We start from the raw sequence: 13,163 nt of genomic DNA, 5'->3' as shown, positions 1-13,163 counted from the left end.
CATCCCCCCACGAGGAGAGACACCATGGGAATCAACTCCGTAGCCGTCGTCGCCGACCTCGGCGAGAGCTTCGGCAACTACACGATCGGAGACGACGGCGCCCTGCTCGGCCTGGTCACCTCGTCGAACATCGCCTGCGGCTTCCACGCCGGTGACCCGCGCATCATGGACCGGACGGTCTCCGACTGTGTCGCGCGCGGCATCGAACTGGGCGCCCACCCCGGCTACCCCGACCTGGTCGGCTTCGGCCGCCGGCTCATCGAGGCGACCGAGGAGGAGATCCGCACCGACGTCCTCTACCAGCTCGGCGCCCTGGACGCCTTCGCGCGGGTGCACGGCGGCACCATCAGTCATGTCGCCCCGCACGGCCGGATGGGCTCGATCGCGCAGACCGACGCCAAGCACGCCCGCGCCATCACCGACGCGATCGCCGCGTACAACACCGACTACATCGTCATCTGCCAGCGCGGTCTGCTCGCGGAGGAGTCGCGCAAGCGCGGCCTGGAGGTCGGCTACGTGTTCCTCGCCGACCGCGGCTACGGCGACGACGGCATGCCCGTGCCGCGCTCCCACAAGGGCGGTCTCATCCACGACCCGGAGCTGATCGGCGAGCGCTCGGCCCAGGTCGTACGGGAGGGGACGGTGCGCTCGGTCGACGGCAACGTGGTCCCGCTGGGCCACGACGCCGATGTCCTGCTGCTGCACGGCGACCACCCGTCCGTCCTCGCCAACGGCACCGCGCTGCGCGCAGCGCTCGACAAGGCGGGCATCCAGGTCGGCGGCCTGCGCGAGGTCCTGGCGCAGAAGGCGGAGGTCGCGCTCGCCGGCTGAGGGCGGGGCGCACCAGGTGATGACCACAGCACAGTACGGCGCCCTCACCGTCGAGCCCTACGGCGACTCGGCGGTGATGGTGACCATCCCGCATGCCGACCAGGCCATCCGCAGGGCCGGGATCGTGGCGTTCCGCGACCGCTTCCTGGCGCACCGCCCGCACGGTGTGCTGGACGTCGTCTCCGGTCTCGAATCCCTGCTCATCGAGTTCGACCCGCTGCTGACCGCGCTCGAGCACGTGGAGTACGCGGCGCGGCTCGTGGCGCGGTGGGCGCCGTCGCCCGCGGACGGACCGGCCCGCTCACGGCAGGTGCGGACGTTCGACATCCCCGTGGTCTTCGACGACGACACCGGCCCCGACCTGGTGTCCGTCGCCGAGGAACTCGGTCTGGCCACCACCGATGTGGTCGAGGCGATCGCCCGGTCCACCTTCACCATCTGCCTCCTCGGCGCGGCGATGGCCCCGATGATGGACGGGCTCAAGGTGCCCCGGCCGGTGCGCCGGCGGGCCGAGCCGCGCACGGATGTCGCCCCCGGCGCCGTCATGATCGCCGGGACCAATGCGATCATCCAGCCGTTCCCCGGCCCGACCGGCTGGCGGGTGGTCGGGCGTACGCCGCACACCATCGTCGACATCTCCCGCCCGGACCCCGTGTCGTTCGGCACCGGCGACGTCGTGCGCTTCGTCCCCGTCACCCGGGACGAGGCCGAGGCGCTGGGCGAGGGCTTCCTGCTGCCGACGGAGGCGGCCGTATGACCGTGACGCTCGACCTCACCAGCACCGGATGGATCACCACGTTCCAGGACCTCGGCCGGAGCGGCACGGAACAGCGCGGCGTTCCCACCGGGGGAGCCGCCGACCAGCACTCGGCGGCCGTGGCCAACCTCCTCGTGGGCAACCCCCGTGGCGCGACCCTGCTGGAGAACCTCGGTGGCGAGCTGGCCCTCGTGCCCGACGCCGATGTGCTGCTCGCGGTGACCGGCGCGCCCGCACAGGTCACCGTCGCGGGCTCGCCCGCCGGCACCTGGTCGCCGCTGGTCGTGCCCGCGGGCCACGAGGTGCGGATCCGCGCGGACATGAGCCTGGGGACCCGCACCTATCTGGCGGTGAACGGAACGCTGAGCACGGAGAAGCTGCTGGGCAGTGCCGCCCCGGACGCCCGGATGGGCTTCGGGCAGACCGTGGTGCCAGGGACGCGTGTCCTGCTGGAGACGGCGTTCCGGGGGTTCAGGCACCGGCCGTTCGAGGCGCAGCTGTTCCGGCTTCCCGTGCCGGTCCCGCGCTTCGACGACGGACCGTGGATCGTCGACGTCGTCCCCACCCCCGGCATGCGGACGATCGCGGGGATCCGCGAGGTGATCGAGGAGGCGACCTATGTCGTCACACCGCGCTCCAACCATGTCGGGCTCAGGCTCGACGGACCGGTGGTCCACCCGGACACCGACACCGAGATCGTGTCGCACGGCGTGCCCATCGGGGCGCTGCAGATCCCGCACGCGGACGAGCTGATCGTCCTCGGCCGCTACCGGAGCCTGACCGCCGGCTATCCCATCGTCGGCGTCGCCGCGCGGGCGTCCCTGCCCCTGCTCGGGCAGGCCGGGCCGGGGCGGGAACTCAGATTCCGCTGGATCGACCGCGAGACCTCGCTGCGCCGGTTCGCCCGCCGCGAGTCCGAGGTGCGTGCGCTCGCGGGGGCGGCGGCCGAGGCATTCGGCGCACTCGGATTCACCCCGCCCCCGCCCACGCCCTTGCCCGAACCCTTGCCTCGGACAATCTGAGAATCTATTCTCATATGCAAGGTGAATCTCATATCACCCATGGAGGAGGAACGGTGACGACATCGTCCGGCGCGATCGCGCTCATCACAGGAGCCGGCAGCGGAATGGGGCTGGAAACCGCCCGGCTGCTCGCCCGGGACGGTGCCGCCGTCGTCCTCGTCGGCCGCAGACAGGAAGCTCTCGACTCGGTCGCCGCCACGATCCGCGCCGAAGGCGGGACCGCTCTCGCCCTCGCCGCGGACATCACCCGCGCTGACGACGTGACCCGCGTCCTCGACCGGGTGCGGAGCGAACTCGGCCCCGTCGACATCCTCGTCAACAACGCGGGCAGCTCCTCGGCGGTGCTCAACCCGCAGTGGCTCCCGCACGACGAGTGGCGCCAGGTCCTCGACGTGAACCTCACCGCGGTCTTCCAGCTCACCCAGGCCGTCCTGCCCGACATGCTCGACCGCGGCGCCGGGACCATCGTCACCGTCTCCTCGCTCGCCGCGGTCAACCCCAACCTGCTCGGCGGCGCCGCCTACGGCGCGGCCAAGGCGGGCGTACGCAACTTCATGACCTTCCTGCACAACACGTTCCGCAACCAGGGCCTGCGCGCGATCACCGTGCTGCCGGGCGAAGCGGACACCCCCATCCTCGACAACCGCGCCCGGCCCCCGGCGCCGGAGGAGCGCGCCGGCATGGTGCAGCCCGAGGACGTCGCCGAGGCCATCCGCCTGGCCGTCGCCCTGCCCCAGCGCGTCGTCCTCCAGGAGATCGTCGTCGCCCCCACCCGCCAGCGCGACGTCTCCGCCGACCTCGAGATCAGCCGCCGGGCGGGTGCCCCCGCCGACGCCGCACCGCACGCCTGACACCCCGTTACCAGGAGGAGCGCATGCCGCCCACCATCACCACCCAGCCGCCCCTGTCCGGCACCGCCGCCGCCGTCGCCCGGATCGCGGCCGCCTCCCGCCGGACGCAGCAGCCGCAGTCCCGGTCCGACCTCGTCTCCCTCGCGATGGGCGAACCCGACTTCGACACCCCCGAGCGGGTGACCGAGGCGGCCCACGCCGCGCTGCGCGCCGGACGCACCCACTACTCCCCGCTGCTCGGCGAACCGGCCCTGCGCGAGGCCCTCGCCGCGAAGCTGACCGCCACCGCCGGGACCCCGGCCTCCGCCGGCGACGTCCTGATCACCCAGGGCGGCACCGCCGGGCTGGCCGCGTCGATCCTGTCCCTCGTCGACCCCGGCGACAAGGTCGTCATCCCCGACCCCACCTACTCCCTCTACGGCGACCTGGTCGCCATGGCCGGCGGCACCGTCGTCCCCGTCCCGCTCGCACCCGACCTGCACTGGGACCTCGACCGGCTCGCCGACGCCCTCACCGGCGCCAAGCTCTTCGTCTTCTGCAACCCCGTCAACCCGACCGGCATCGTGCACAGCCGGGAGGAACTCGAGGCGCTCGCCGTCCTGCTCGACGGCACCCCCACCATCGTCGTCTCGGACGAGGCGTACTCCGACCTCGACTACACCGGCCGCCCCTTCACCTCGGCCCTCTCCGTCGGCGGCCTGCGCGAGCGGACCGTCTACTGCCAGACCTTCTCCAAGAGCTACGCGATGACCGGCTGGCGCGTCGGCTACCTCTGGGGGCCCTCACCGCTCATCCAGGCGGCCGCGCGCATCCACAACACCTTCAACGGCTCCGTCAACACCGTCATCCAGGACGCCGCGCTGGTCGCGGTGGAGAGCTGCGACGACGACGTCGCCCGGATGCGCGCCGCCTACGAGGAGCGCGGCGAACTCATGCGCAAGGAACTGGCCGCGATCCCCGGCCTCACCCTCAGCGCACCGGAAGGCGCCTTCTACCAATTCCCGCGCTACGACATCGATCTGCCGTCCGTGGAGGTCGTGGCGGCGCTGCGCACGCGGCACGGCGTCGCCGTCCGGCCCGGGAGCGAGTTCGGAGCGCGGGGTGAGGGGCACCTGAGGCTGTCGTACGCTGCCAGCCCGCAGTCCATCACCGAGGGTGTCCGCCGCCTGGCCGCCGGTCTTTCGGCCCTGCGATGAGCACCGTCCCGTACACGACGAGGAATCGACCCATGCGCAGTGACACCGAGCGCAACCGCAGGCACCTCATCAAGGCAGCCGCGCGACTGTTCGAGAACTCGCCCACGCCCGTCAGCCTCGCCGAGATCGCCAAGCACGCCGAGGTGTCCACCGCGACGGCCTACCGCCACTTCTCCTCCGTCGAGGAGGTGCTGCACGCCTTCCGCGCCCAAGTGGGCTCCGAACTGAAGGACTTCAGCGCCCGGCAGACCACCCGCGGCATGGCGAAACTCGAAGCGGTGTCCCGGCACTGGGTCTCCCTCGTCCTCGAACACGGCGGCGCGATGGCCCAGATGCGTTCGCACCGCGGCTATCTCGAGCGCCTGCGCGAAGGAACCGGCTACCTCACCCCGCAGGCCGAAGCGCTCGCCGAACCGCTGCGGCAGACCACCGAGGAGCTCGGCATCGAGGACCTCGGCGACGAAGCCCTCTATCTGTGGAACGCGCTGTTCGACCCGCGCGACATCCTCGACCTCATCAAGAGCGGCCGCACCGAGGAGGAGGCCGCCGGCCGCCTGGTGGCCGCACTGCGCGGCGCCCTGATCGGCTGGGCGGCGGCGCAAGAGCCACAGGCCGACTGACCGGCCGCACCGGAACGGAGACACCGCACGTATGGACGTCAGCGCCCACATCGAGGCCGTCTACGACACCCTTCGCCGACGGGACCCCGGGGAAACGGAGTTCCACCAGGCGGCACACGAAGTCCTGCACGCCATAGGCCCCGTGCTCCGGGCCCACCCGGAGTACGCCGAGGCCCGGATCGTGGAGCGGCTCTGCGAGCCCGAGCGGCAGCTGATGTTCCGGGTCCCGTGGGTGGACGACCAGGGCACGGTACGGGTCAACCGCGGCTTCAGGGTGGAGTTCAACAGCGCGCTGGGGCCCTACAAGGGAGGCCTGCGCTTCCATCCCAGCGTCAACCTGGGCATCGTCAAGTTCCTGGGCTTCGAGCAGATCTTCAAGAACGCGCTGACCGGCATGGCGATCGGCGGCGGCAAGGGCGGTTCGGACTTCGACCCCAAGGGCCGCTCGGACGGCGAGGTCATGCGCTTCTGCCAGGCGTTCATGACGGAGCTGTACCGCCACCTGGGCGAGCACACGGACGTGCCCGCCGGGGACATCGGGGTGGGCGGCCGCGAGATCGGCTACCTCTTCGGCCAGTACAAGCGGATCACCAACCGCTACGAGGCCGGTGTCCTGACCGGCAAGCCGGTCGGCTGGGGCGGTTCGCACGCCCGCACCGAGGCCACCGGTTACGGAGCGGTGTACTTCGCCCAGGCGATGCTCGCCACCCGCGGCCAGGACTTCGACGGACGCCGGGTCGTGGTCTCCGGGTCGGGAAACGTCGCCGTCTACGCCGCCGAGAAGGTCCACGCCCTGGGCGGCCGCGTGGTGGCCTGCTCCGACTCCTCCGGGTATCTGGTCGACGAGGACGGCCTCGACCTCGACCTGCTCAAGGAGGTCAAGGAGGTGCGCCGGGCCCGGGTCTCGGCCTACGCCGAGGCGAAGCCGGCCGCCCGGTTCTCGGCCCGGGGGTCGGTGTACGACGTGCCGTGCGACATCGCCCTGCCGTGCGCGACCCAGAACGAGCTGGGCCCTCAGGACGCCGTCGCGCTGGTGAAGAACGGCGTGCTCGCCGTGGCCGAGGGCGCGAACATGCCCTGCACGCCCGAGGCGATCGAGGTGTTCCGCGAGGCACGGATCCTCTTCGCCCCCGGCAAGGCGGCCAACGCGGGCGGGGTCGCGACCTCCGCGCTGGAGATGCAGCAGAACGCCGCCCGCGACAGCTGGACCTTCGAGCGGACGGAGGACCGGCTCGCGGCCATCATGGGTCAGGTGCACGCCCAGTGCCGTGTCACCGCCGAGACCTACGGCGGCGACGGCGACGACTACGTCCTCGGCGCCAACACCGCGGGCTTCCTCCGCGTCGCCGAGGCGATGAGCGCCCAGGGCGTCGTATAGGCGGAGGGCCGCGTCACCGCCCGGCCGCGGACCCCACGGCGAGGACGCGATCACGCAGGACGGGGAGCTCGGAGCGGATCCGGGCCACCTCGCTCATGTCGGCCTCCACCGTCACCGTCTCCGCCGCGGTGCCGGCCTCGCCCAGGACGGTCCCCCAGGGGTCGACGGCCACGCTGTGCCCGCCCTGCCGCATACCTCCATGGGTGCCCGTGGCGCAGCAGGCCAGCAGGAAGACCTGCTCCTCCAGGGCTCTCGTGCGGGTCAGGAGCTGCCAGTGGGCGAGCCGGGCCGCGGGCCAGGCGGCGGGCACCACGATCAGCTCCGCCCCCTCGTCGATCAGGCCCCGGAAGAGCTCGGGGAAGCGCAGGTCGTAGCAGATGGCGAGGCCGATCACCCCGAATTCGGTGGGCACGGTGACGATGTCGCCGCCCCCGCCCATCATGGTCGCCTCACCCGTGTCGAAGCCGTACCGGTGGATCTTGCGGTAGTGACCGCGCAGGTCACCGGCCCGGTCGAAGAGGAGCGCGGTGTTGTAGAGCGTCCCGTCCCCGTCACGTTCGACGATCGATCCGGCGTGCAGCCAGACCCCGGCCGCACGGGCCGCGGCGGACATGGCCTCGGCGGTGGGGCCGTCGACCCCTTCGGCGTCGCGCCCCCAGCCGTCGTACGCCCAGGCGCCGGCCGTCCACAGCTCCGGCAGGACCACCAGATCGTCGCCGGCCCGGCCGCGGACCAGCGAGGCCGCCGCGCGGCGGCGCTCCTCGGCGGAGTCCGTCGCGTCCACGGACAGCTGTATCAGCGAGGCTCGCATGACTGTCACCTCCGGGAGAACCCGTTCCCTACGAGCCTAAGGAGCCCGACGCGCATCCCGCCTGTTCAGGGCTCGCACACCAGGCCGGCGATGTGCGCGGTGACCGTGTCGAGGATGCCCGACCAGGCGTCGTCGTCGCCGAGCACGAGGTAGTTGAGGGTCAGGCCGTCGGTCATCGCGGCCAGGTAGCGCGCCAGGACGGGAGCGGGCACGCGCAGGCGCAGGCCCATGGTCTCCCGCAGCTGGCCGATGAGCTCGATGTACGTCTCCGCGTACAGCTCGTACTGGCGCCGCGCCAGATGCTCGAAGCCGGGCTGGCGCAGCGCGTACTGCGTGAGCTCATAGGTGAGCATGTGCTCGTCGGGGTGGGCGCGGACGTGCTCCCAGTACGCCTGGAAGCCCGCCCGTACGGTCTCCTCGAGGCCGGCCCTGGGCCGCAGGGCCTCCTTCACCACCGTCACGTAGTGCCCGGTGATGGTGGTGATGACGGACTCGATCAGCTCCTGCTTGGAGTCGAAGCAGTAGTGGAAGACGCTCAGCGAGACGCCCGCTTCGGCGGCGATGGACCGGGTCGTCGTCCTGGGGACGCCGTCCCGGGCCATCGCCCTGATCGCCGCTTCGGTGAGCTGTCGCCGCCGCTCGGCGGACGGCAACCGTGCCATGGAACCCCTCTCGTGGGTGTCAGCGGCCGTGGACTTTGACCTCGGAGAGGGAGTAGCCCCAGCCGGTGCCGCGCTCCAGCCCCTGGACGCGTACGTACCTGGCCGGTGTGCCGGTGAACCTCGCGGTGTCCAGGCCGCCGTCACCCGCTGTCGTGGACCAGGCGGTCCGCCAGTTCGCTCCGTCCGTGGAGAGCTGCACGCGGTACGACTTCGCGTAGGCGCGCTCCCAGTCGAGGGTGACCCGCTCGACGTTCCGAGTGGACCCGAGGTCGACCTGGTACCACTGGTCGTCGCTCCAGTCGCTCGCCCAGCGGGTGCCGCCGTCGCCGTCCACGGCCCGGTGCGGTTTGTAGCTCGTGAACAGGCTCCACTCCGAGGAACTGGCCGACGCGGTGGAGCCGGCCGCGAGATTGACTCCGGCCTCGTGGTTCTCGGAGGCCCCCCAGGTGTCGAGGTAGGACTCGGCGCCGCGGAAGAGGTCGTCCACCACGTCCTGGCCGCCGACCCGGCGGATGTCCTCGATCCAGTCCGGGACGAGACCGTAGTGGGCGGCGCCGTCGGTGTTCAGGTCCCAGGTGCGCTGACCGGTGGTCTGCCGGTCGATGACGGAGCCGCCGTCGACGCTCTTGAAGGGATAGGTGACCTTGTTCGGGGCGTCCGCGCCGCGCGGGCCCGGCCAGCCGCCGACGCCGTTCATGTCGGTGCCGTAGCCGTACCCCACCCCGTACTTGTCGCGCAGGGCCTCCGTGCGCTTCGCCTCCGAGATGAAGCCCTCGGAGCCGTGCATGTACTGGGCGATGAAGCCGCCGAGACCGTAGACCCGCTCGGTCCAGTCCATGTCCATCCAGCTGTGCGAGGAGAGCACGCCGGGGTAGGACTCGGCCTCGAACATGTCGAGCACCCGGCCGGTGGCCTTGACGCTCATATGGTCGATCTCCAGCATCATCCCGCGTTGCATCATGCCGCGGACGGCGTACTCGCCGAGTCCGGTGAGTCCTCTGACGTTGCACTGGGCGTCAGCGCTGTACGAGGGGACCTCCTCGCCCGCCGGGAGCTCCTTCTCGGCCGCGGCCGCCGAGGCGTTGCCGATGGGGTTGTCGTGCTGGGGCCCCTTGCACTGCTCCGTCTTCCAGTAGGTGCCCGTCGACAGGAACTGCCCGACGTTGATGGCCGTTCCGAGCGAGCCCGAGTCGAAGCGCACACCGCACAGCGCGTTGTCGAACTTGTGGCACAGGAACATGCTGCGCACACCCAGCGCGTGCAGTTCGTCCAGGCCCTCGTCGATGTCGGCCTTGCTGCACTGCGCGATGTCGAGGATCTGCTTGCAGCCGAAGGGCTCGGACGTCTCCACGCCGAGGACGACCGCCAGCTTGCCCTGCTCGACGACCTGACGGGCCTGCGCGCTGTCGGTGACGATCCGGAAGAAGCCCTTGCCCGGCCCGCCGTAGATCTTGTCGATGTAGGCCTGCATGTCGTACGACAGCTTGGCCTGCAACCGGATGGACGTCATCTCGTCGCAGCCGCGGTCCTTGAAGAAGTAGACCGAGCAGATCACGCCGTTGGTGACGAGGTCGTTCACCAGCACCCGCTGGCCGCCGCGCCAGGCCCGCTCCACCCAGGCGTAGTAGTTCTGCTGGTGGGTCAGCGAGTCGTGGGCCGGCCAGTCCTTGAAGGTGGGCCAGCCGTTCGGGTCGTGCTTGCCGTCACCGCCGTTGGTGATGAAGTCGAAGATCGCGAGCGAGCCGTCCGGGTAATGCTCGGGACAGTCCTTGAGCGCGTCCGCGACGCCCTGCTCGGAGAACGCCTTTCCGCAGATCAGACGGCCGCCGAAGGCCTCGTTGGAGAAGATGTGGTCGTGCGCGTCGACGAAGCCGCGTACCTCGCCCCGGTCGTTGGTGCCGGTGAAGGGCGCCCCCGTGACGTTGACCCCGGAGTCCGGCGCGGGTCGCGCGGTCGGGTTCCACCAGTCCGTTCCGGCCGCCGAACTCGGTGTGGGTCCGAGCGCGATGGAGAGCACGAGCAGGAGGAGCGACACAACGGTGATGTTCTTGCGTCTGCGGTACGGGCGTCCGGAACTGGTCACAGCCCACGTCCCTCGGTCGGCGGGATGGCGGGGTCGACGTATCGGGCCGTCCTGGGCCTTGTGGGCCGGGGAGCGACAGCCCGATTGTCATGACCTCGCCCATGGTGCGACGAGGATGACCACTACCGCCTTACGAGTCAAGAGTCCGGGACAGATGACCTACTGACGGGTCATCAGTACGGCATCACGGGCGAGAGCCGGATCCGTGTCGACCGAGCCGCCGGCGCAGGGCCGCCGCGAGTCCGACCGGCGCCACGCGCAGCGCCACGGCCCCCTTCGAGCCGTCGTCGACCGCGATGATCTCGATCCTGTCCAGGCCGACGCGGGGCGGGTTCGTACGGAGTATGACGACTCCAATCTCCTTGGAGCGTCCGGCGCGCCCCGGCCTGGCCGCCCCGCGAGCGGCGTCCTGCTACGCCGACGGAGTGGGTGAACCACCCGTTCGGTCCAGGGCCGTCTTCACGGCTCCCGGTGCGCGTTCGCGTTGCGTACGAACAGCGCGTGCAGATCACGCACGGCCCGGGGGACCGAGACGGCATGGCGGCGCTGCAGCACCAGCAGCACATCGGTCTCGTCCCCCGCCAGCGGCCGTACGGTGAGGGTTCCCCGCCGCTCCAGGGGATCGCCGAGAACACTGAAGTCGGGCAGCACCGTCGCCCCGAGCCCCTCGGCGACCATCAGCTTGCCCATCTCGGCGCCGTCGGTGGAGTACGAGAACGACGGTGTCCGGCCGCGCAGCAGCCGGTGGACGTAGCGGTGCATGACGTAGCCGGACCGCATCACGATGAGCGGCTCGGCGAGGAGGCTGTCCACATCCACCGTGTCCAGGGCCGCCAGCGGGCTGTCCGGGCGTACGCACACCACCGGCCGGCCGCGCAGCAGCTCGGTCGTCTCGAAGCCGGGCGGCATGTCGTCGCCGTGGAGATAGTTCACCAGCCCCAGGTCGAAGGCTCCCTCCAGCAGCCCGCGGTGGATGTCGGCCTGCTGAGCGCCGACCACTTCGACCTGGGTGGCCGGGTGCGCGGAGCGGAACTCCCGCACGGTCGGGATGAGCAGCGGAACGGTGGCCGTGTTGACCGTGCCGAGCCGCACCATGCGGCTGACGCGGTGCTGGTCGCCTGCCGCGCCGCGCAGCCGGTCCACCGCGTCCAGCACCGTCATGATGTGCGGCAGCAGTTCCCGGCCCTCGTCGCTGACCTTCGCCCCCGACCGCTTGCGCTCCAGCAGGTCCACGCCGAGTTCCCGCTCCAGATTGCGCACGGTCTCGCTCAACGCGGGCTGGGACAGATGGAGTTCCTCGGCGGCCCGCCGCAGCGAACCGAACCGGGTGACGGCGGCGATGTATTCGAGCTGTTCTATGCGCACGACAGGAGACTGCGTCCCCAGCGAGCCCGGTTCAAGGGAATCCCTGTCACAACCTCGTGAATACCGACTCTCACCATGTGGAATCACCACCCGGTCTTCTTGACCGGCCGGACCCACGCTTGGTTGGATCGTCGACATGAAGCGACCGGACCTCACGCAGCGACGCCACGTCGATCTCGCGCGTGTCTCCAGCTCCTGCTGTCGCAGCCGCGTCTGAGCGCAGCGTGCCCGAGGGAAACCCTCCCACTCGCTTTCCGCGCTCTCACCGTTCATGAATTCCGGTCCCGGACGTTCTCCGTCGCGCTGACGGCTTTCCCGGGACCGTCGCTCCAGCGCGCCTGAATTCCCCTCGCGAGCACGTTTCCGTGCCGACGCCTGTGTCTTTCGCGCGCCTTTCCGCTCTTCCCGGGAGTTCCCATGCCCGTACCGCCCGCATCCGACCCCGTCCGTTTCGCCTACTGGGTGCCGAACGTCAGCGGCGGCCTGGTCACCAGCACCGTCGAGCAGCGCACCGACTGGGGCTACGACTACAACCGCGAACTGGCCGTCCTCGCCGAGAACAACGGCTTCGACTACGCCCTCAGCCAGGTCCGCTACATGGCCAGCTACGGTGCCGAGAACCAGCACGAGTCGACCAGCTTCAGCCTCGCCCTGCTGCTCGCCACCGAGCGGCTGAAGGTCATCGCCGCCGTCCACCCCGGCCTGTGGCACCCGGGCGTCCTCGCCAAGCTCGGCGCGACCGCCGACCACCTCTCGAACGGCCGCTTCGCCGTCAACGTCGTCAGCGGCTGGTTCAAGGGCGAGTTCACCGCGCTGGGCGAGCCGTGGCTGGAGCACGACGAGCGCTACCGGCGCGCGGAGGAGTTCATCACCGCCCTGCGCACCATCTGGACCGAGGACCACGCCGAACTCGCCGGTGACTTCTACCGGGTGCGCGACTTCTCCCTCAAGCCCAAGCCGCTGAACACCCCCGAGCGCCCGCACCCCGAGATCTTCCAGGGCGGCAACTCCACCGCCGCCCGCGCCATGGCCGGCCGCGTCTCCGACTGGTACTTCAGCAACGGCAAGGACTTCGAGGGCGTCACCGAGCAGATCGAGGACGTACGCGCCTCCGCCGCCCAAGCAGGCCGCACGCCCCCGAAGTTCGGGCTCAACGGCTTCCTCATCGCCCGCGACACCGAGGCAGAGGCCCGTGAACAGCTCCGCGAGATCGTCGCCCACGCCGACACCGAGGCCGTGCACGGCTTCCGCGACGCCGTTCAGCAGGCCGGGCAGTCCACCGCCGACGGCAAGGGCATGTGGCAGGACTCCAGCTTCGAGGACCTCGTCCAGTACAACGACGGCTTCCGCACGGGCCTCATCGGCACACCCGAGCAGATCGCCGAACGGATCGTCGCCTACAAGCGGCTCGGCGTCGACCTCTTCCTCCTCGGCTTCCTGCACTACCACGAGGAGGTCGAGTACTTCGGCAAGCGGGTGCTGCCCCTCGTGCGCGAACTGGAGGCACAGGAGCCCGACTTCGAGCCCGCCGCGGCCCACGCCTGATCCTCACCCGCCCGAGTACAGCCACGAAGGGAAGACCCCCGC

At 70.8% G+C, this 13,163-nt stretch carries 13 protein-coding genes; 9 read left to right on the top strand and 4 right to left on the bottom strand.

Translation table 11 applies throughout. From position 1 onward, the window contains the following. The first annotated feature begins 24 nt into the window (after positions 1-24). The 7 genes from ACFT32_RS01490 to gdhA are packed head-to-tail and all read left to right on the top strand — an operon-like array spanning position 25 to position 6,655. Positions 25-831: a LamB/YcsF family protein gene (locus tag ACFT32_RS01490; protein ID WP_382484486.1), complete on the top strand. Its 807-nt coding sequence runs from the start codon at positions 25-27 to the stop codon at positions 829-831. A gap of 19 nt (positions 832-850) precedes the next feature. Next, entirely contained in the window at positions 851-1,588 is a 738-nt protein-coding gene (locus ACFT32_RS01485; protein WP_382484484.1) for an allophanate hydrolase subunit 1, read from the top strand. Next, a complete protein-coding gene (locus tag ACFT32_RS01480) occupies positions 1,585-2,610 on the top strand; it encodes a biotin-dependent carboxyltransferase family protein (RefSeq protein ID WP_382484482.1) in 1,026 nt (341 codons plus the stop codon). Before ACFT32_RS01485 ends, ACFT32_RS01480 begins: the two co-directional genes overlap by 4 nt. 53 nt (positions 2,611-2,663) lie before the next feature. Then, on the top strand, positions 2,664-3,461 hold the full coding sequence (locus tag ACFT32_RS01475; RefSeq protein WP_382484481.1) for an SDR family oxidoreductase: 798 nt from the start codon (positions 2,664-2,666) through the stop codon (positions 3,459-3,461). Between the two features lie 23 nt (positions 3,462-3,484). Next, positions 3,485-4,657, top strand: coding sequence for a pyridoxal phosphate-dependent aminotransferase (locus ACFT32_RS01470; protein ID WP_382484479.1), 1,173 nt, complete (start codon positions 3,485-3,487; stop codon positions 4,655-4,657). A 32-nt stretch (positions 4,658-4,689) separates the two neighbouring features. After that, positions 4,690-5,277, top strand: coding sequence for a TetR/AcrR family transcriptional regulator (locus ACFT32_RS01465; protein WP_382484476.1), 588 nt, complete (start codon positions 4,690-4,692; stop codon positions 5,275-5,277). A 31-nt stretch (positions 5,278-5,308) separates the two neighbouring features. Continuing rightward, a complete protein-coding gene (gene gdhA, locus ACFT32_RS01460; protein WP_382484474.1) occupies positions 5,309-6,655 on the top strand; it encodes an NADP-specific glutamate dehydrogenase in 1,347 nt (448 codons plus the stop codon). A 13-nt stretch (positions 6,656-6,668) separates the two neighbouring features. Here the strand turns inward: gdhA and ACFT32_RS01455 are convergent, their stop codons facing one another. The 4 genes from ACFT32_RS01455 to ACFT32_RS01440 all read right to left on the bottom strand — a co-directional run bounded on the left by ACFT32_RS01455 (position 6,669) and on the right by ACFT32_RS01440 (position 11,576). Then, entirely contained in the window at positions 6,669-7,466 is a 798-nt protein-coding gene (locus ACFT32_RS01455) for a nitrilase-related carbon-nitrogen hydrolase (protein WP_382484472.1), read from the bottom strand. A 65-nt stretch (positions 7,467-7,531) separates the two neighbouring features. After that, positions 7,532-8,128 (bottom strand): TetR/AcrR family transcriptional regulator, encoded by a 597-nt coding sequence (locus ACFT32_RS01450; protein ID WP_382484470.1) that lies wholly within the window; start codon positions 8,126-8,128, stop codon positions 7,532-7,534. A gap of 19 nt (positions 8,129-8,147) precedes the next feature. Beyond that, positions 8,148-10,211, bottom strand: coding sequence for a discoidin domain-containing protein (locus ACFT32_RS01445; protein ID WP_382484468.1), 2,064 nt, complete (start codon positions 10,209-10,211; stop codon positions 8,148-8,150). Between the two features lie 459 nt (positions 10,212-10,670). Beyond that, positions 10,671-11,576, bottom strand: a complete 906-nt coding sequence (locus ACFT32_RS01440; protein ID WP_382484466.1) for a LysR family transcriptional regulator — start codon at positions 11,574-11,576, stop codon at positions 10,671-10,673. A 136-nt stretch (positions 11,577-11,712) separates the two neighbouring features. Here ACFT32_RS01440 and ACFT32_RS01435 point away from each other — a divergent pair, with 136 nt between their 5' ends. Then, a complete protein-coding gene (locus ACFT32_RS01435) occupies positions 11,713-11,793 on the top strand; it encodes a putative leader peptide (protein ID WP_382487002.1) in 81 nt (26 codons plus the stop codon). A 200-nt stretch (positions 11,794-11,993) separates the two neighbouring features. Continuing rightward, complete coding sequence (gene sfnG / locus ACFT32_RS01430) at positions 11,994-13,121, top strand: dimethylsulfone monooxygenase SfnG (RefSeq protein WP_382484464.1); 1,128 nt, start codon at positions 11,994-11,996, stop codon at positions 13,119-13,121. The last annotated feature ends 42 nt before the right edge of the window (positions 13,122-13,163 follow it).

The organism is Streptomyces sp. NPDC057002 (genome assembly GCF_042673825.1).
In the GTDB taxonomy this organism is placed as follows: Bacteria; Actinomycetota; Actinomycetes; order Streptomycetales; family Streptomycetaceae; genus Streptomyces.
Note: the sequence above shows the minus strand (reverse complement) of the source record. Positions and strands in the feature narration are given on the sequence as shown.